The following is a 17,872-nucleotide window of genomic DNA, read 5'->3' on the forward strand; positions in this document are numbered from 1 at the left end:
AAATTGGCATAATGCCAGTTAAATTACACCGCAAACTTTTTCAATGATATCGCCACCGAAGCTCATCTTGACCATCAGTTGCTCAACCATCTGACGTTTACGATCAGTATTCGTATTCGTGATCACCCAGAAAGGTGTTTCCGGAATTGGCTTAGGCTTAGTGGTTTTACCACTCGCTAGCAACTTCTCTTCAGTATCGGCGAAGTAAATACGGGTACGCCCTTTAATAGCAGCCGCTTCAGAGAAGCCTTGAGGATCAATACGATAAAGCGAGGTTAATACCAGCATAAATCGGCCAATCGCTTTTTCCTGCACGGCAAACTCGTCAGAAATCAACAACGAACGCATTTCTTTCACGCGATCATTATTAGGTACCACGTTACCCGCATCTTTGCTCACCACGACCCCTTTAGGACGCACCGGCATTACTACCTCATGCTGCAAGGTCGCAACAGATTGATGATCAGGCACCATCAGCAAGCGACGCAGGATATCCGAAGCACTTTCACCAATGTGCTGGGTCTGGCTCGCGATATAACGATATAGCTCTTCGTCTACCTCAATAGTCTTCATCGTAGTGTTCATTATCGTTCCGTTTAAAAATCACCGAGAGATTATAACGTGATCCGAAGTTATACTCTACGGTAAAGCGTTAACTACAAGAGAAAATAGTCAGTGAATCTTAATTTCCAAGTCGATGGCCAAGGCGATGCGATCGTCTTGATCCACGGCCTGTTCGGCAGTGCCGATAATCTTGGCCTAATGGCCAGATCGTTGAAAGATAAATATAAAGTGATCAGTGTTGATCTACGTAACCATGGTCGATCCCCACACAGTGCTCATTTCACCTACCGCGAAATGGCTCAGGATGTCCTTACGGTTATAGACCAACTTGACATCGAGCGCTTCTCACTGATTGGTCATTCTATGGGCGGCAAGGTGGCAATGGCAGCAACCGAACTCGCCGCTACCCGTATCAACCATTTGTTGGTCTTGGATATGGCTCCGGTTCACTACCACGTCCACCGCCACGAAAACGTGTTCAATGGACTGCGTGAAGTCTCTCGCCACACTATTAGCAAACGCAGTGAAGCAGAACCTTTGCTTGCCAAACATGTAGTTGAACCGGGTGTTCGCCAGTTCCTGCTGAAATCCTTTGCTAAGCAAGAAAGCGGGCTGTTTGACTGGCGCTTCAATGTTGAGGGCCTGATAACCAACTATGCCACGATTATGGGCTGGCAGAGCATCACGCCGTTCAGCGGCAAGACCTTGTTTATCAAGGGCCAGAATTCTGAGTATATTTTACCGGAACACCGCACGGCGATTGGCACCCAATTCCCCAATGCTAAGGCACATTTGGTGGCTAATACCGGCCACTGGCTGCATGCTGAAAAACCAGAAACGGTTAATCGTATCATTTTGAACTTCTTGCAGACCGCTTAGCGTTAACAGGCGGGCATTGTCTATGATATAGTGCGCGCCTGGCTCAAAAGTGACGATAATGTGGAAAGGAGACACACATGTTGTATGAGCACATGGATTTGCTTGAATCTATTGGGCTGGATTTGCTCTTTGCCGCGATATTTTTCTTTATCGGCATGGCCATTAAAGACGTGCTAAAACAAGGCAATGTTCCGCCTTTTGGCCGAAAAATCGTCTGGCTGGTTCTTTTCCTTGGGTGTGCCGGTTTTATAACCAAAGGCCTGATCCAAATCAGCTGGGAAGGCGCAGGCATCGGTTAATACTTAACGAATACTGTCATTGATTGCCAAAAGCAGCAGCATGCTGACTTTACTTACCGCGATCATTGACCATCAGGGTATACTCCTGACAAGGCTATTTCTATCGTTGGCAAGTAGGCTAACAGTCAAACATTAATAACGGGTAATTTCTACTATGGCAAGTGTAGGACTCTTCTTTGGTAGCGACACTGGTAACACAGAAGCGGTCGCTAAAATGATCCAGAAACAACTGGGCAAAAAGCTAGTTGAAGTCAAAGATATCGCAAAATGCAGCAAAGAAGATATCGATAACTTTGACCTACTGTTGCTAGGTATCCCAACTTGGTACTACGGTGAAGCACAGTGTGACTGGGATGATTTCTTCCCAGAGCTAGAGCAAGTCGACTTCTCAACCAAACTGGTTGCTATCTTTGGCTGTGGTGATCAGGAAGACTACGCTGAGTACTTCTGTGATGCGATGGGCACGGTACGTGAAATCGTTGAAGGTCGTGGCGCGACTATCGTTGGTCACTTCTCTACCGAAGGCTTTGAGTTCGAAGCATCTAAAGCCCTTGTAGACGACAACCACTTCGTTGGCCTGTGTGTTGACGAAGACCGTCAGCCAGAACTAACCGAAGAACGTGTACAAAAGTGGGTTAACCAAATTTTTGATGAAATGTGCCTAGCAGAACTTGCTGACTAATATTTTATCGACCTGAAATTAAAATGCCGGGCCTGATGCCCGGCATTTTTATATCCGAAAGCCTAAGATAGCGCCTCACGTTCCTCTACCGAGCTTTGATCATCTTCTGCAACACCTTCACGATACTGTGTTTTTTTGCGCACATATAAAACCCGCTTTACTTGAGAAACAACATCACCACGGGTGTTTTTAACCTGCACCACAAACTCAGCGAAATGCTTGTCTCCGTTGTCTGTCACACGGTGTATTTGACCCAGTTGCTCCTTGCTGATCACAAAGTCCGCATACAAATCGGTATTACCGGGCTTAACAAAATGAACTTCAGCCTGCTTATCCCAGATGAAATATTCCTTTCCGAGTATCCCTATCAACATCAAGGCGTACACCGGATTGGTCAGCGAAAAAACGCCTCCACCGTATTGAGTACGATTAGCATTTTTATTCCACCATCTTAACTTTAATTTGATTTGTACTTCGTGGAAATCATCTGAAATACGAACAATACGTATTCCCGCCCCCAAAAGGGAGGCCATAGATTCAGGGCAAACTTAACGATTGGCGGTCGGAAAAATTGATACACGGCAACATACCCTCAGAACGGGTACGATGAGTTTGTATTATCGTGCAACCGTACATTTCCACAACACTTAAGTAACAAAAAGAAAAGTTAGATATCAGCAAGATTGACCTGTTTTTAGGTTTATTGTTACCTTGTGGTCACTTATAATGAGGAAAGAAGAGAAAGACTACCGTATCATGAGGGTGCGGGTAGCCAATAGGAAACTCCAATGTCAGATAACAATCACGCACTAAAACAAGCTGGCCTGAAAGTAACCCTTCCACGCCTAAAAATTCTGGAAGTGCTACAACAGCCGGATTGCCAGCATATCAGTGCTGAAGACTTGTATAAGAAGCTAATCGATATCGGTGAAGAAATTGGCTTGGCGACGGTATACCGCGTTTTGAACCAATTTGACGATGCCGGCATTGTTACGCGCCACCACTTCGAAGGCGGCAAATCGGTATTCGAACTGGCAACACAACACCATCATGACCACCTAGTATGCCTAGACTGTGGCAAAGTTATTGAGTTCTCTGATGACATCATCGAAGAGCGCCAAAAAGAAATCGCTGCTAGCTTCAATGTTCGCCTTACCAACCACAGCTTGTACCTATATGGACACTGTGCAGAAGGCAACTGCCAAGAAGACAGCACGCTACACGACAAAAAATAATTAGGCCCAAGTAAAAAACAATAAGGCCATGAGCTCAACACTTGGCCACTCAATCAGCCGCGTTTTTGTTGTTGTACACAAATAAAAAACCAGCCATTAGGCTGGTTTTTTCATATCTAACTCTGGGAGGCTTAGTCGCCAATCTTCGCCCAAGTATCACGCAGGCCAACAGTGCGGTTGAAGACCAACTTCTCTTTCGAGGAGTCTTTACTATCAACACAGAAGTAGCCCATACGCTCAAACTGGAATGCTTTTTCCGCTTCGCCTTCAACCAATGACGGCTCAACCACGCCATTCATTACGCTCAGTGACTCAGGGTTGATCACAGAGACGAAGTCATCTGCTGCACCTGGGTTTGGCACTGTAAATAGGCGGTCGTACAAACGGATTTCAGCTGGGATACCCTGCTCTGCAGATACCCAGTGGATCACGCCTTTAACCTTGCGGCCATCAGCTGGGTTTTTACCCAACGTTTCATTATCGTAACTACAGAAGATAGTGGTAATGTTACCGTCTTCGTCTTTCTCGATACGCTCGGCCTTGATCACATACGCGCCACGTAGACGCACTTCTTTACCTAGTACCAAACGCTTGTACTTCTTGTTCGCTTCTTCGCGGAAGTCTTCACGCTCGATGTATACTTCACGAGTGAATGGTACTTGACGGCTGCCCATCTCTGGCTTGTTCGGGTGGTTAGCCACTTCCAGCATTTCAGCATCGCCATCGAAGTTTTCGATCACAACTTTTACTGGATCCAGAACGGCCATCGCACGCGGTGCGTTCTCGTTCAGATCATCACGGATACAAGATTCCAACGAGCTCATTTCAATGGTGTTATCTTGCTTGGTCACACCGATACGCTTACAGAACTCACGGATCGACGCAGAGGTGAAACCACGGCGGCGCAAGCCCGAGATAGTTGGCATCCGCGGATCGTCCCAACCATTTACCAAGTTCTCGGTTACCAGCTGGTTAAGCTTACGCTTAGACATCACTGTGTACTCAAGATTCAGGCGGCTGAACTCGTACTGGCGAGGCTGACAATCAATAGTGATATTGTCCAACACCCAATCATAAAGACGGCGGTTGTCCATGAACTCCAAAGTACAGATAGAGTGCGTAATGCCCTCTAGCGCATCCGAAATACAGTGGGTGAAATCGTACATCGGATAGATGCACCACTTGTCACCAGTTTGGTGGTGAGTGGCAAAACGTACACGGTAAATAACCGGATCACGCAGCACCATAAACGGTGATGCCATGTCGATTTTAGCGCGTAGGCTCATTTTGCCTTCTTCAATTTCGCCGTTCTTCATTTTCTCGAACAGCTCAAGGTTCTCTTCTACGCTGCGATCACGGTACGGGCTGTGCTTACCAGCTTCGGTAAGGGTACCTCGGTATTCGCGCATTTGCTCTGGACTTAGCTCATCAACGTACGCTAAGCCTTTATTAATCAATTCAATAGCAAACCCGTGCAGCTTATCGAAGTAGTTCGATGAGTAACAAATCTCACCGCTCCACTCAAAGCCCAACCAGTTAACATCGTTCTTAATAGACTCAACGTATTCGATGTCTTCTTTCTCAGGGTTTGTATCATCAAAACGAAGATTACATTGACCCTGATAGTCCTGAGCAATACCGAAGTTCAAACAAATAGATTTCGCATGGCCGATGTGCAGGTAACCATTCGGCTCCGGCGGGAATCGGGTATGTACGCTTGTATGTTTGCCACTAGCTAAATCCGTATCAATAATCTGGCGGATAAAGTTAGTTGGACGAGCTTCAGATTCACTCATCAATTAGACCTCGTGTGCTTACAGGATTTTTAAGTCCCCTATGATCCATAAATATAGGGGCCGACTCAACAAATAGTGTACATTGTTTGTCGATATGAATAAAAAAACCCCGCAATAGCACGGGGTATCTAAAAGAATAGGCCGAAACTAGCGGGGTTACCCCCGCCAATTGCAATTACAGCGTGACCGAGCGGCTGAAACGCTGACGGTCTGCACTCATTGCACGGACCTCAACATCCCCTGTGATCGCAGGCTTGCGCTTGGCATCATAATTTTGCCATGTGGCTCCTGCATCAATCGAATATTGCAACGTCAGACCCGGCATACTGATATTCATATGCAACACACCACTGTCTACTTTGGCGCCCGGTACCGGCACCCGATACTGGATGCCAGCGGCATCTAGCTTGGCAAGCTCACGTTGGCCCAGTAAGTTAGCAAACTGCGACCAATCACTATGCAATGCTACTTTGTCGACATACTGAGTAGACTGGCTGTATTCCACACCCGGTTGATAATCACGTTCCCAATTAGCTTGGTGCCATGCTCGCTCTGCTGCTGCGAGAACACGCGGGAAGACCATGTATTCATATTGTTCGTCAGTTCGAACTGTCTCGCTCCATAGTTGGGCTGAAAGTCCATGGAAGCCATCGAACTGTGCGGTACCTTTACTGCTAAAGCCGTTACCGTCGCGATCGACTGACGTCTCGGCATTCTGCGGCAGGTTCTCCGGTGCAAAACCGAACATCTTACGGGTGTCGGTCGCACGGGTTGCCCAGTAATAGCCACGCTCCTGCGGATCCACTTCGTATGGCATGTCCATATAGACATAATCCGGGTTGGAGAGGATCAGATCGTACCCTTTCGCAGCCCAGTCATAAGCTGACGCACCGCCGCCCCAGTACAGTACGTCCCAGAAGTTGACACGCACATTGTCAGTCGCAAATGCATCGGCACCCTCGGAGTACTTCAGGCCATCCTGCCATGCTTGGAAGTTTGCGATACCCTTGTCCGCGACCACCTTGCTGACTTTCTCGGCAAAGTAGCTTGGCAGATGGGCGAAATCCGAGACCACACCTTCAGCAATTGCCTGCTGGCACATTGGTGATTTAGCAAAGGGCTTATCTTGCTGGGAAAGTTCCAAGTCCCCTTTCCACTCAACTTGGTCGGTGGCATTGATATCCTGGAAACCAGCCCCTAACTTGATGTTCTTGGCTTCATCACCACCGAAATGCCAGGTATTTAGTGGCATACCTACCTGCTTGTGCATTGCTGCCATTTCACTGATCACTTTATCGACAAAGTTCAGCGAAGAATCCATACAAGGGTTGATGAAGCTACGCTTATCATAGAACTGAACTGTCGTGACATTCGACGTATCTTGCGGATCCATCAGACGGTACTGGTTGGCAGCCGCCAAATCCCCTTCGCCAACCAAGCGCTGGTAACGCGCTTCCATGGCCACGACAGCCGCGCGTGAGTGCGCCGGCATATCAATTTCCGGGATCACCTCGATACCACGCGCCTTGGCGTAAGTCAGGATATCCAAGTAATCCTGCTTGCTGTAGAAGCCGGAGCCAAAGTTATCATTTTCAGGCCCTGAGCCCAATTGCGGTAACAGACAAGTGGTCTCCGACAAATCATGGCAGCGCTGTCCACCGACTTCCGTCAGCTCAGGCAAGCCCGGGATTTCGATACGCCAACCTTCATCGTCCGTCAGGTGGAAGTGGAATTTATTCATTTTGTACGCTGCCATTTGGTCCAGCGTACGCAATATAGCGTCTTTCGAATGGAAGTTACGGCCAACATCCACCATAACACCCCGGTAGTCAAAGCGAGGTGCATCATTCACCGTCAAGGTCGGTATCGCCTGCTCGGCACCCGTGCCCATCAAAGACATCAGCGACTGCAAACCGTAGAAAGCACCTTGGGAGTCATAACCGGTGATTGTGGTATTGCCTTTTTTGATCTCAAGCTTGTAGGCACCAGAAACCTTGTTAGCCTTGTCAAAGCGCTGTGGATCCAGTATCAGTTTCACTGGATACTGTCCTTGGGTATCGACCCCCAGGGTTGCCATACGCTCAGTAGCAGCCTTCAGCATTGGGGTCGTCAGTGCTTGGTTATCAATGCTTAGTCCCTCAGATAGAGACACTGAACCACCTGTCAGGCGAGTTGCCATCGGTGTTGGGATAATGGTTCCAGCCAAATCTTCCTTGGCCAGCAAATCAACATCACTGTTTTTCTCAAAACGCGACTGGGCTGTCGCCAGAATATTGTTATCTGATGGAGTACGTTTCCAGTTTTCGCCGTCGATGGCAGACAGGTATGCCGATGGGTCTTCGCTGTCCATGCTTGCCAGCGTTTTCGGCTCAGAGTCGCCAGCCACCACGTAGGCGCGAGGCATGTAATCATTTTCAAATAGGGTCCAGTACTCACCGATATACGGGATCACGACACTTTCCCCAGCACCAAAGCCCTGAAACTTGTCCGTTGGCTCCAGAGTATGCAAATCACCCGTAATATGAGTGACTTTGAACTGTTCATTCTGAACATCCAAGATCATACGGATACTGTGGAAATAGATTTTCCAGTCAGTATCGTTCAATGCTGGACCATTATTGGTCAACGTCAGGTTGATCAAATCACATGACGCCCACTCCGCGGCCAACTCTCGGCATTGCAAGCCTTCGTTTGCACCATGATTGGTAACGACTTGATAATTTACGCCCAAGTTTGCCGCCAGCGCATCAGCAAGTTGCTGATCGAAGTGGGCATTTGAACGAGATGAATCAGAAGCACAACCTGTTGCTGCTATAGCAACTACAGAGGCCAATAGGCTTAATTTGAATGTTCTCACGAGTAACTCCTTATCCCGAACCCCGTGGCAGTACCAACCGCTGGTACCCTCCCGGGAAAACAAACATAACAATGATCTGAAACCGTAGGCACCAAGCATCGCCCTTGATGACTCAGGCGCAAGCCTGTAAGGGGAGAGATTGCTTTGATGGTGTGTGGTAGCAGGTGATTGTTGAGTCTGATGGAATATCGGCCTCCGAATGGAGGCCGATATAGTCGTTATCTATGACTTAAGAAAAGTCATTAAGGAAGCTTTACCGCTGATAGGTCTTCGTTTGGAGAGACTTTCTTCATCTCGCCGGCAACGATTTCAGCTAGAGGGCCAAGAATAACCTGTAGGTTGTTAGAACCTAGTTTCACCACACCCATTGCACCCAATGCCTTCAGTGTCTTCTCGTCAGCAAGGCTGCTGTCTTTTAGTGTTAGACGTAGACGAGTGATACATGCATCGATGTTTTCTAGGTTAGATACACCACCTAGAGCGACAACGTACTGCTTAGCTAGCTCACCAGTTTCCTGAGAACCACCTACATCAGACGCTGTTTCATCATCGTCTTCACGGCCAGGTGTCTTCAGGTTGAACTTAACGATAACCGTACGGAAGATTGCGTAGTATAGGCCGAAGAATACTAGACCCTGTACAATCAGCATGTACCAGTTAACCGCTAGCGGGTTACGTGTTGATAGAACCATATCAACCAGACCTGCAGAGAAACCGAAGCCAGCAATCCACTGCATTGAAGCTGCGATGTATACAGAGATACCCGCTAAGAATGCGTGAAGTACGTATAGGCCTGGTGCTAGGAACATGAATGAGAATTCTAGCGGCTCAGTAACACCGGTGAAGAATGAAGCGAAACCTGCAGCAATCATGATTGATGCAACTTTTTCTTTGTTCTTCGCTTTAGCAGTGTGGTAGATAGCTAGCGCAGCACCTGGTAGACCAAACATCATGATTGGGAAGAAACCAGCCTGGTACATACCAGTAACACCTGGGGTTGCAACGCCTTCAGCAATTGACTTCGCGCCACCTAGGAAGTTAGGGATATCGTTAATACCAGCTACGTCGAACCAGAATACAGAGTTCAGTGCATGGTGTAGACCCACTGGGATTAGTAGACGGTTGAAGAATGCGTAGATACCCGCACCTAGTTCACCCATCCCCTGAATACCTTCACCGAAGTTTACTAGACCACCGTAAACTGTTGGCCATACGTACATTAGTACGAAGGCAATAAAGATACCGGCAAAAGAGGTCAAGATAGGTACAAGACGCTTACCAGAGAAGAATGCCAAGGCTTTATGCAGCTCAACGTGTGAGAAGCGGTTGTAGATCTCAGCAGACACGATACCGACTAGGATACCCACAAACTGGTTGTTGATCTTACCAAAAGCCGCTGGAACAGTGCTTGCGTCAATACCTTGAATCTGAGCAACTGCGCCCGGAGAAAGCAGTGTGGTCACAACAAGGAATCCAACGAAACCAGATAGTGCTGCTGCACCGTCCTTATCTTTAGACATACCGTAAGCAACACCAACTGCAAACAGTACCGACATGTTATCGATGATTGCGGCACCAGCTTTAATCAAAAAGGCTGCCAGCGCACTGTTCGCACCCCAACCGTTCGGATCAATCCAGTAACCAATACCCATTAGAATTGCTGCTGCAGGAAGCGTGGCGACTGGCACCATCAATGCTTTACCTACTTTTTGAAAATATCCAAGAATGTTCACCCTTAGTTCCCCCTATGGTTTTCTTAGATTCGATTTGGATAACTTATTTTAGTTATCCGATTAAGTTACTTGCAGTTTAAGAATTTTATTTCGCCCCGCAAATTAAAAGGTCATCATTTGTGATCTTAGTCACCAGTATTGGCAATTGGCAGGCGATTTTGCTAGCTCGATCATAAAACTTATTTTATCATGCAAAACAAATGCGGTATCACGCTATGATTTAAATGTAATCTAATTTTGGAATGAGGTGTCACTGTGAGACTAATCCCACTGAATGAAGCTAAAGATGTAGGTTTGTGGTCAGCACGCTATATTGCTGATCGTATTAACAAATTTAAGCCAACAGCGGAACGTCCTTTCGTATTAGGCCTACCGACAGGTGGCACCCCGCTAGCTACGTATAAGCGTCTTATCGAGCTTTATCAAGCAGGCGAAGTAAGCTTCAAGCATGTTGTTACCTTCAACATGGATGAATACATTGGTATCCCAGCTGACCACCCAGAGTCATACCATAGTTTTATGTTCAACAACTTCTTCAATCATGTTGATATTCAAGAAGAAAACATCAACTTACTTAATGGTAACACTGAAGATCACGACGCTGAATGCCAACGCTACGAAGACAAAATTAAGTCATACGGCAAAATTAACCTCTTCATGGGCGGCGTGGGTAATGACGGTCACATTGCATTCAACGAGCCAGCGTCCTCTCTTGCTTCTCGTACCCGCATCAAGACCCTGACTGAAGATACCCGTATTGCGAACTCCCGATTCTTTGATGGTGATATCAATCAGGTACCAAAATACGCACTAACTATCGGTGTCGGTACCCTACTCGATTCCGCAGAAATTTTGGTTCTAGTGACCGGTCACAACAAAGCCCTAGCACTGCAAGCGGCGGTTGAAGGTTCTGTTAACCACTTATGGACAGTTTCTGCGCTTCAGCTTCACCCTAAATCGCTTATTGTGTGTGATGAGCCATCCACACAAGAGTTGAAAGTGAAGACTGTTAAGTACTTCCGTGAGCTTGAAGCTGAAAACATCAAACATCTGTAACCAAGGAGTTATTCATGTACGCGCTAACCAATTGTCGCATTTACACCGGTAGCGATGTGCTGAATAACCACGCCGTCATTATTGACGGCGTGAACATTCACGCTGTCTGCCCTGTTTCAGAACTTCCTGCGGAGATTGAAATCCGTGACCTTGATGGTGCCAATCTGACACCAGGCTTCATCGACCTTCAGCTGAATGGCTGTGGTGGTGTTATGCTCAATGATGAAATCAATGCCGACACCATCCATACCATGCACCGTGCAAACCTGAAATCAGGCTGCACCAGCTTCCTTCCAACGCTTATCACCTCTTCAGACGAAGATATGAAAGCAGCTATCGCTGCCGAGCGCGACTACCAGAGTCAATATCAAAACCATTCACTAGGCTTGCACCTCGAAGGTCCTTACCTGAATGTGATGAAAAAGGGTATCCACTCTGTTGACCATATCCGCCGCTCTGACAATGCGATGATTAACGCCATCTGCGAAAATGCCGATGTGGTGACCAAAGTAACCCTTGCACCTGAGCAAAACGACCACAGCCATATTGAGCAATTGGTCGAAGCCGGTATCGTGGTATCAGCGGGTCACACCAATGCCACTTACGTCGAAGCCCGCAAAGGTTTTGCGTCAGGGATCACTTTCGCTACCCACCTGTTCAATGCTATGACCCCTATTGCAGGTCGTGAGCCGGGCATGGTAGGTGCCATTTATGACACGCCAGAGGTCTATACCGGTGTGATCGCTGATGGTTTCCATGTCGATTATGCCAACATTCGTATGGCCCATCGTATGAAGGGCGACAAACTTGTTTTGGTCACCGATGCAACTGCACCTGCAGGAGCAGACATGGATCACTTTATTTTTGTCGGCAAGAAAGTATATTACCGTGATGGTAAGTGTGTTGATGAAAATGGCACACTTGGTGGTTCGGCACTCACTATGATCGAAGCGGTTCAGAACAGTGTCGAACATGCAGGTATCGCCCTGGACGAAGCGATTAGAATGGCAACCCTTTACCCTGCTCGTGCAATCAGCGTCGATCAGAAACTAGGGGCCATCAAAAAAGGCATGGTTGCAAACTTGGCCATTTTTGATCGTGACTACAAGGTTCGGGCGACTGTTGTTAACGGTGAATACGAGCAGAATTAACTATGACAGGCGGACAAATTGGTAATGTTGATCTGGTAAAACAGCTGAATAGTGCAGCGGTTTACCGGCTCATCGACTTGCAAGGCCCTATATCTCGAATCCAGGTTGCTGATATCAGTCAGCTCGCACCTGCAAGTGTTACTAAAATCACCCGCCAACTGCTGGAGCGCGGCCTGATTAAAGAGGTCGCGCAGCAGGCTTCCACTGGAGGCCGGCGTGCAATATCGCTGACCACAGAGTCAGCACCTTTCCACTCGATTGCGATTCGCCTAGGGCGAAACTACATCGAGCTTACGATTTATGATCTCAGCGGCAAGCATATTGTTGGTACTGCGCATGCTTTCCACTACGCCAACCCGCAAGAACTTATCGATGGCTTGCTTGAGCATATCCGCAAGTTTATTGCCGATAACCAAAATGTTCTCCGCGAGCTGGTTGCCTTCGGGATCACCCTGCCGGGCCTGATTGATCCTGAAAGCGGTGTGGTTGAGTACATGCCTCATATCGACGTTGATAACCTGCCATTGTCGGAAATCATCACAGACAAATACGGTGTTGCCTGCTTTGTCGGCAATGATATCCGTGGTTTGGCACTGGCTGAGCATTATTTCGGCTCGAGCAAAGACTGTAAGGATTCTATCCTTGTTAGTGTCCACCACGGTACCGGTGCGGGGATCATCGTCAACGGTCAGGTATTCTTGGGCTTTAACCGAAATGTCGGTGAAATAGGTCATATCCAGATCGACCCACTTGGCGACAAGTGCCAATGTGGCAACTTTGGCTGCCTAGAAACCGTGGCTGCCGATCCGGCGATTATCCGTCACGTTCAAGCCCTGCTTGACCAAGGCTACCCGAGTTCTCTGCAAGAGCTGGAAGATGTCACCATGCCAGCTATCTGCGAAGCGGCCAATAAAGGCGACGAGTTGGCAAGCCAAGCGCTGATCAAGGTGGGGAACCAGTTGGGCAAAGCCCTGGCAATGACGATCAACTTGTTTAATCCACAAAAAATTGTCGTAGCGGGTAATATCACCCAAGCAAAAGACGTGATTTTCCCAGCAATTCGCCGCTGCGTGGAAACCCAGTCGTTATCGACCTTTAATAAGGATTTGCCAATCGTAGAGTCAGTGCTTTACACCCAGCCGACCATTGGTGCATTTTCAATGATCAAGCGTGCTATGCTCAACGGCGTCTTGTTACAGCGTTTGCTAGAAGAGTAACGAGAAAACAAAGACGATGAATATCTTTCTAAGTTATTCATCCTGTTACAAAATATTAAGGGCAGACTTCGGACAGAAGACTGCCCTTTGTGTTATATTCCGGCCATTAATAAAGTACCCGCAAACACAAAGGTACCTACCCAGTAGCCGGTCCACACATCTAATAAATCCATTTTTGGGCCTGGCGAAGAACCATAAAGGAACGTCAGCCTAACATGGAACTTATCTATATCATCGCCGCCTTTTTGGCCGGTTTCATCGCACTTCGGTGCAAGTTGCCCCCGCTCGTGGGCTTCCTTGTCGCAGGTTTTGCCCTCAATACAGCAGGCTATGAATCAACCCCGGTATTATCGACTCTCGCTGATCTTGGTGTAACACTACTGCTTTTTACCATTGGCCTAAAGCTCGATGTCAGAACCTTGCTCGCCAAAGAAATATGGGGTGGCGCCACCCTGCACAACCTGCTCACAACCGGCCTGTTTACCCTCGCCTTACTTGTGCTCAAGCAACTAGGGATTGGTATGATGGCGGGCCTCGATGTGGCCCAAATTGCCTTGCTGGCCTTTGCTCTTTCGTTCTCCAGTACGGTATTTGCTATCAAAGCGCTACAGGAAAAAGGCGAGCTCAACGCAACTTACGGTACCCTAGCCATCGGGATCCTGGTTATGCAGGATATCTTTGCAGTGCTTTTCCTCACCGTCTCGACCGGGAAAATCCCTGAGATTACGGCCCTAGCCCTGTTTGCCTTACCACTGCTTCGCCCTTCATTGTTTAAGATCCTCGACCGTGCTGGTCACGGTGAGATGCTGGTGTTATACGGTATTTTCCTAGCATTGGTCGCTGGCGCCGGTTTATTTGAGTTTGTCGGTATGAAAGGCGATCTCGGGGCGCTAATCATGGGGATGATGCTTGCCGCCCACCCCAAGTCCTCTGAGATGTCGAAATCGCTTTTCAACTTCAAAGAGCTGTTACTGGTTTGCTTCTTCCTCAATATCGGCTTAGCAGAGCAACCGACCCTCGACGGATTACTGATGGCACTGTTGCTTATGGTTATGCTGCCACTCAAGGGAATCTTGTACTATGTTATCTTCAATTTGTTCCGTTACCGGGTCCGTACCTCCCTACTAGGTACCCTAACTCTGTTCAACTACAGTGAATTCGGTCTTATCGTCGGTGGACTCGCCTACAAAATGGGTATGCTCCCAGGTAACTTCTTGGTCGCTATCGCCATTGCGGTCTCTCTATCATTTCTTGTTGCCGCCCCGCTCAACAGCTTGGGACATCGCCTATACAAAGACGCTTCAAAGTGGCTCAAGGAATTCGAACCTGAAAAACTCAATGCCAGTGATCGCCTTATTGATCTGGGGGATAAGCAAGTCCTGATCTTGGGGATGGGTCGGATTGGTAGTGGAGCCTATGACGAGCTGGTTGCAACCTACGGCAATAAGATCATCGGTGTTGAGGCGCGAGAAGACTCCGTTGAGCTACACCAAGCTCAAGGCCGCCATGTCATCCACGGCGATGCAACTGACTCAGATTTTTGGGCCCGAGTGATCTCCAAGCAAAATATCCAACTGATCCTACTTGCCATGCCGCACAGCCAAGCCAACAACTTTGCCCTCGAACAAATCCGTGAGCGCAATTACCAAGGCCAAATCGCCGCCATCGCCAAATACGGTGATGAAGAAGAAGAGCTCAAAGCACTAGGAGTCGATGCTGCCTTCAATATTTACCATGAAGCCGGTAGCGGTTTTGCCCGCCATGTGTGTGAACATTTGACGCCACAAATTAAGTCTAACTAATTTTCATCTCTTCACGGTAAAACGGCAGCTTCGGCTGCCGTTTGTTTTTGTGCGCAAAATATCACCCGCAATTAACTTTCATTCGGAATTTGATGTTTATTTTAAATAACATTCACCAAGAGCTCTTTTTGTTTATCGAATTGAAATTGATGGTTGCATTTCATTGTTGAATACGCAATTTTAACAATTAACGAAAGGACAGCGATGATGTGGCCAAGATCTGCTTGGCACATAACAAAGTGCTAACGCATCAGAGATGTAAACCGCCACGCTGGTTCCGGCAATTTTCATGGATAGCAACATTTAGTTAATTTTGGGGTAGGTAGTATGTGTTCAGTATTTGGGATCCTAGACATCAAGAGTGATGCAACGGCATTACGTCAAACCGCATTAGAAATGTCTAAAAAAATGCGCCACCGCGGCCCTGACTGGTCTGGTATTTATTCATCGGATAAAGCCATTCTTGTTCACGAACGTCTGGCTATCGTCGACCTGAACAGCGGTGAGCAGCCTCTTTATAATGCTGATAAAACACATGCCCTTGCGGTAAATGGTGAGATCTACAACCACAAAGAGCTACGTGCTGAATTTGCCCCAGACTACCCTTTCCAGACCGAATCTGACTGTGAAATCATTCTGGCGCTATACAAAGAGAAGGGCCCAGAACTACTTGATTACCTCAACGGTATTTTCGGCTTTATCCTGTATGATGAGCAGGAAGATGCCTACCTGATCGGCCGTGACCATATCGGCATCATTCCGCTATACCATGGTTATGACGAGCACGGTAACTACTACGTAGCCTCAGAAATGAAGGCATTGGTTCCGGTTTGTAAATCAATCAGTGAATTCCCTCCTGGCCACTTCCTATGGAGCAAAGCCGGTGAACCAACACGCTATTACAAGCGAGATTGGATGGAATTTGATGCAGTGGTTGACGCCAAGACGGATAAAGTCGCGCTGACCGATGCATTGGAAGGTGCGGTTAAACGCCAGCTAATGACTGATGTACCTTACGGTGTACTGCTTTCCGGTGGCTTGGATTCCTCTGTAATTTCAGCCATTACCAAGAAATTTGCCGCCAAGCGTATTGAAGATGATGAGCAATCACAAGCATGGTGGCCAACGCTTCACTCTTTTGCCATCGGCCTTGAAGGTGCACCAGATCTGAAAGCGGCCAAAGTGGTTGCCGACAGCATCGGTACAGTACACCACGAGCTAACTTATACCGTACAGGAAGGCCTTGATGCTATCCGTGATGTGATTTACCACATTGAAACTTACGATGTGACAACCATTCGTGCTTCAACGCCAATGTACCTGATGTCACGTAAAATCCGCGCTATGGGTATCAAGATGGTTCTGTCTGGCGAAGGTGCCGACGAAGTGTTCGGTGGCTACCTGTATTTCCACAAAGCCCCGAACGCACAAGAATTCCATGAAGAAACGGTCCGCAAGCTACTTGCACTGAACATGTTCGACTGTGCCCGCGCCAACAAGTCGATGGCAGCATGGGGTATCGAAGCCCGCGTACCATTCCTTGATAAAGAGTTTTTGGAAGTGGCTATGCGTCTTAACCCTGAAGACAAGATGTGTGGCAACGGCAAGATGGAAAAACACATTCTCCGCGAATGTTTCGGCCATTACCTACCAGAATCGGTTGCTTGGCGTCAGAAAGAGCAGTTCTCTGATGGTGTAGGCTATAGCTGGATTGATTCTCTGCGTGAGGTTGCGGAAGCTAAAGTCTCGGATCAGCAGCTTGAAACAGCGAAATTCCGTTTCCCATACAACACACCGACAACCAAAGAAGCTTATGTGTACCGTGAGATCTTCGAAGAGCTGTTCCCGCTAGAAGATGCAGCCAAATGTGTTCCAGGCGGCCCGTCAATCGCTTGTTCGAGTGCGAAAGCTATTGAATGGGATGAGAGCTTCAAGAACAGTGCCGATCCATCAGGCCGAGCTGTGGCAGCCGTACATAACGAAGCCTACGGCGCCTAACAATATTGAATAAAATACAACGGGAGCCCTAGGCTCCCGTTTTTATATCAACAGCTGTGGTACTAAAAGTAAAAGCGAGTACCGAAGACAAAGCGGGTAAAGCTATCTTCAACACCGTCTTTGGTCACATTGATATCATCAGTTGCAATGTTGTAATTCACCTCGGCACTGATAGCGACATGTGGGTTAATGAAGTATTTAACGCCGCCAGACAACTTGATATTCAATGCGGTCGCATCTTCTAAATCAAAGTCAGCATCGTCACCACTAACCGATAAGTTTGCTACCTGGGCGGCCGCACCCAAATATGGCACCCAGTTACTTGTATTAGTAAAGTTATATTCCGTAAAAGCACCAAATTGAAACTGCTTATTATTATCACTCATACTGACATCCAGTACGCCACCAACTTCCCAGTTCTCGCGAACAAAATAGCCATAGGATGTGTTAAGGACAAACAGATAGTCATCAACATAATCAAGGTCAAGACTACCCTGGAGGCCAAACTCTTGTGTTCCCTGCTCCAAAGTAACCCCTGCTAACGCTGGCGTTGCTGCTCCCAACGCCAATAATGTTGCGATTGCCACTGCATGCTTCTTCATG

At 47.7% G+C, this 17,872-nt stretch carries 14 protein-coding genes and 1 pseudogene; 9 read left to right on the forward strand and 6 right to left on the reverse strand.

The window, feature by feature from the left end; translation table 11 throughout:
- Positions 1-18: 18 nt before the first annotated feature.
- The gene (gene seqA, locus ACVA58_RS02720; RefSeq protein WP_446508997.1) at positions 19-573 is read right to left on the reverse strand and encodes a replication initiation negative regulator SeqA; all 555 of its coding nucleotides are present in this window, start codon (positions 571-573) and stop codon (positions 19-21) included.
- A 102-nt stretch (positions 574-675) separates the two neighbouring features.
- Between seqA and ACVA58_RS02725 the strand changes: the two genes are divergently transcribed.
- From ACVA58_RS02725 to fldA, 3 genes are all read left to right on the forward strand, one after another.
- Positions 676-1,443 carry an alpha/beta fold hydrolase gene (locus tag ACVA58_RS02725; RefSeq protein ID WP_446508903.1) on the forward strand — a complete coding sequence of 256 codons (768 nt, stop codon included), beginning with the start codon at positions 676-678 and terminating at the stop codon, positions 1,441-1,443.
- A 77-nt stretch (positions 1,444-1,520) separates the two neighbouring features.
- Complete coding sequence (locus ACVA58_RS02730; protein WP_107298499.1) at positions 1,521-1,742, forward strand: DUF2788 domain-containing protein; 222 nt, start codon at positions 1,521-1,523, stop codon at positions 1,740-1,742.
- 154 nt (positions 1,743-1,896) lie between these two features.
- Positions 1,897-2,424: a flavodoxin FldA gene (gene fldA, locus ACVA58_RS02735; RefSeq protein WP_446508904.1), complete on the forward strand. Its 528-nt coding sequence runs from the start codon at positions 1,897-1,899 to the stop codon at positions 2,422-2,424.
- Positions 2,425-2,486: 62 nt separating this feature from the next.
- Here the strand turns inward: fldA and ACVA58_RS02740 are convergent.
- Positions 2,487-3,004 (reverse strand): annotated as a pseudogene (locus ACVA58_RS02740) (DUF4442 domain-containing protein).
- Positions 3,005-3,212: 208 nt separating this feature from the next.
- Here ACVA58_RS02740 and fcrX point away from each other — a divergent pair.
- The gene (fcrX, locus tag ACVA58_RS02745; RefSeq protein WP_107350256.1) at positions 3,213-3,659 is read left to right on the forward strand and encodes a ferric iron uptake transcriptional regulator FcrX; all 447 of its coding nucleotides are present in this window, start codon (positions 3,213-3,215) and stop codon (positions 3,657-3,659) included.
- Positions 3,660-3,790: 131 nt separating this feature from the next.
- Here the strand turns inward: fcrX and glnS are convergent, their stop codons facing one another.
- The 3 genes from glnS to nagE all read right to left on the reverse strand — a co-directional run bounded on the left by glnS (position 3,791) and on the right by nagE (position 10,045).
- Positions 3,791-5,455, reverse strand: a complete 1,665-nt coding sequence (glnS, locus tag ACVA58_RS02750) for a glutamine--tRNA ligase (protein ID WP_446508905.1) — start codon at positions 5,453-5,455, stop codon at positions 3,791-3,793.
- Between the two features lie 175 nt (positions 5,456-5,630).
- Positions 5,631-8,312, reverse strand: a complete 2,682-nt coding sequence (locus tag ACVA58_RS02755) for a beta-N-acetylhexosaminidase (protein WP_446508906.1) — start codon at positions 8,310-8,312, stop codon at positions 5,631-5,633.
- 242 nt (positions 8,313-8,554) lie between these two features.
- Positions 8,555-10,045: an N-acetylglucosamine-specific PTS transporter subunit IIBC gene (gene nagE / locus ACVA58_RS02760; RefSeq protein WP_446508907.1), complete on the reverse strand. Its 1,491-nt coding sequence runs from the start codon at positions 10,043-10,045 to the stop codon at positions 8,555-8,557.
- Positions 10,046-10,300: 255 nt separating this feature from the next.
- Here nagE and nagB point away from each other — a divergent pair, with 255 nt between their 5' ends.
- From nagB to asnB, 5 genes are all read left to right on the forward strand, one after another.
- Positions 10,301-11,101: a glucosamine-6-phosphate deaminase gene (gene nagB, locus ACVA58_RS02765; protein WP_428653239.1), complete on the forward strand. Its 801-nt coding sequence runs from the start codon at positions 10,301-10,303 to the stop codon at positions 11,099-11,101.
- A gap of 14 nt (positions 11,102-11,115) precedes the next feature.
- A complete protein-coding gene (gene nagA, locus ACVA58_RS02770; protein ID WP_446508908.1) occupies positions 11,116-12,252 on the forward strand; it encodes an N-acetylglucosamine-6-phosphate deacetylase in 1,137 nt (378 codons plus the stop codon).
- A 2-nt stretch (positions 12,253-12,254) separates the two neighbouring features.
- On the forward strand, positions 12,255-13,469 hold the full coding sequence (gene nagC, locus ACVA58_RS02775; protein WP_446508909.1) for a DNA-binding transcriptional regulator NagC: 1,215 nt from the start codon (positions 12,255-12,257) through the stop codon (positions 13,467-13,469).
- A gap of 215 nt (positions 13,470-13,684) precedes the next feature.
- Positions 13,685-15,271, forward strand: a complete 1,587-nt coding sequence (locus ACVA58_RS02780) for a cation:proton antiporter domain-containing protein (RefSeq protein WP_446508910.1) — start codon at positions 13,685-13,687, stop codon at positions 15,269-15,271.
- 327 nt (positions 15,272-15,598) lie between these two features.
- On the forward strand, positions 15,599-17,269 hold the full coding sequence (gene asnB / locus ACVA58_RS02785) for an asparagine synthase B (protein WP_446508911.1): 1,671 nt from the start codon (positions 15,599-15,601) through the stop codon (positions 17,267-17,269).
- A gap of 62 nt (positions 17,270-17,331) precedes the next feature.
- Here asnB and ACVA58_RS02790 read toward each other — a convergent pair whose 3' ends face one another.
- Positions 17,332-17,871 carry an outer membrane beta-barrel protein gene (locus ACVA58_RS02790; RefSeq protein WP_446508912.1) on the reverse strand — a complete coding sequence of 180 codons (540 nt, stop codon included), beginning with the start codon at positions 17,869-17,871 and terminating at the stop codon, positions 17,332-17,334.
- Position 17,872: the final 1 nt, after the last annotated feature.

The organism is Photobacterium sp. DNB22_13_2, assembly GCF_052873915.1.

What these genes read in the sequence shown, in the direction of transcription:
- seqA (WP_446508997.1), bottom strand. Translation starts at nt 573, where the DNA reads ATGAAGACTATTGAGGTAGACGAAGAGCTATATCGTTATATCGCGAGC.
- ACVA58_RS02730 (WP_107298499.1), top strand. Translation starts at nt 1,521, where the DNA reads ATGTTGTATGAGCACATGGATTTGCTTGAATCTATTGGGCTGGATTTG.
- fldA (WP_446508904.1), top strand. Translation starts at nt 1,897, where the DNA reads ATGGCAAGTGTAGGACTCTTCTTTGGTAGCGACACTGGTAACACAGAA.
- fcrX (WP_107350256.1), top strand. Translation starts at nt 3,213, where the DNA reads ATGTCAGATAACAATCACGCACTAAAACAAGCTGGCCTGAAAGTAACC.
- glnS (WP_446508905.1), bottom strand. Translation starts at nt 5,455, where the DNA reads ATGAGTGAATCTGAAGCTCGTCCAACTAACTTTATCCGCCAGATTATT.
- nagA (WP_446508908.1), top strand. Translation starts at nt 11,116, where the DNA reads ATGTACGCGCTAACCAATTGTCGCATTTACACCGGTAGCGATGTGCTG.
- nagC (WP_446508909.1), top strand. Translation starts at nt 12,255, where the DNA reads ATGACAGGCGGACAAATTGGTAATGTTGATCTGGTAAAACAGCTGAAT.
- ACVA58_RS02780 (WP_446508910.1), top strand. Translation starts at nt 13,685, where the DNA reads ATGGAACTTATCTATATCATCGCCGCCTTTTTGGCCGGTTTCATCGCA.
- asnB (WP_446508911.1), top strand. Translation starts at nt 15,599, where the DNA reads ATGTGTTCAGTATTTGGGATCCTAGACATCAAGAGTGATGCAACGGCA.
- ACVA58_RS02790 (WP_446508912.1), bottom strand. Translation starts at nt 17,871, where the DNA reads ATGAAGAAGCATGCAGTGGCAATCGCAACATTATTGGCGTTGGGAGCA.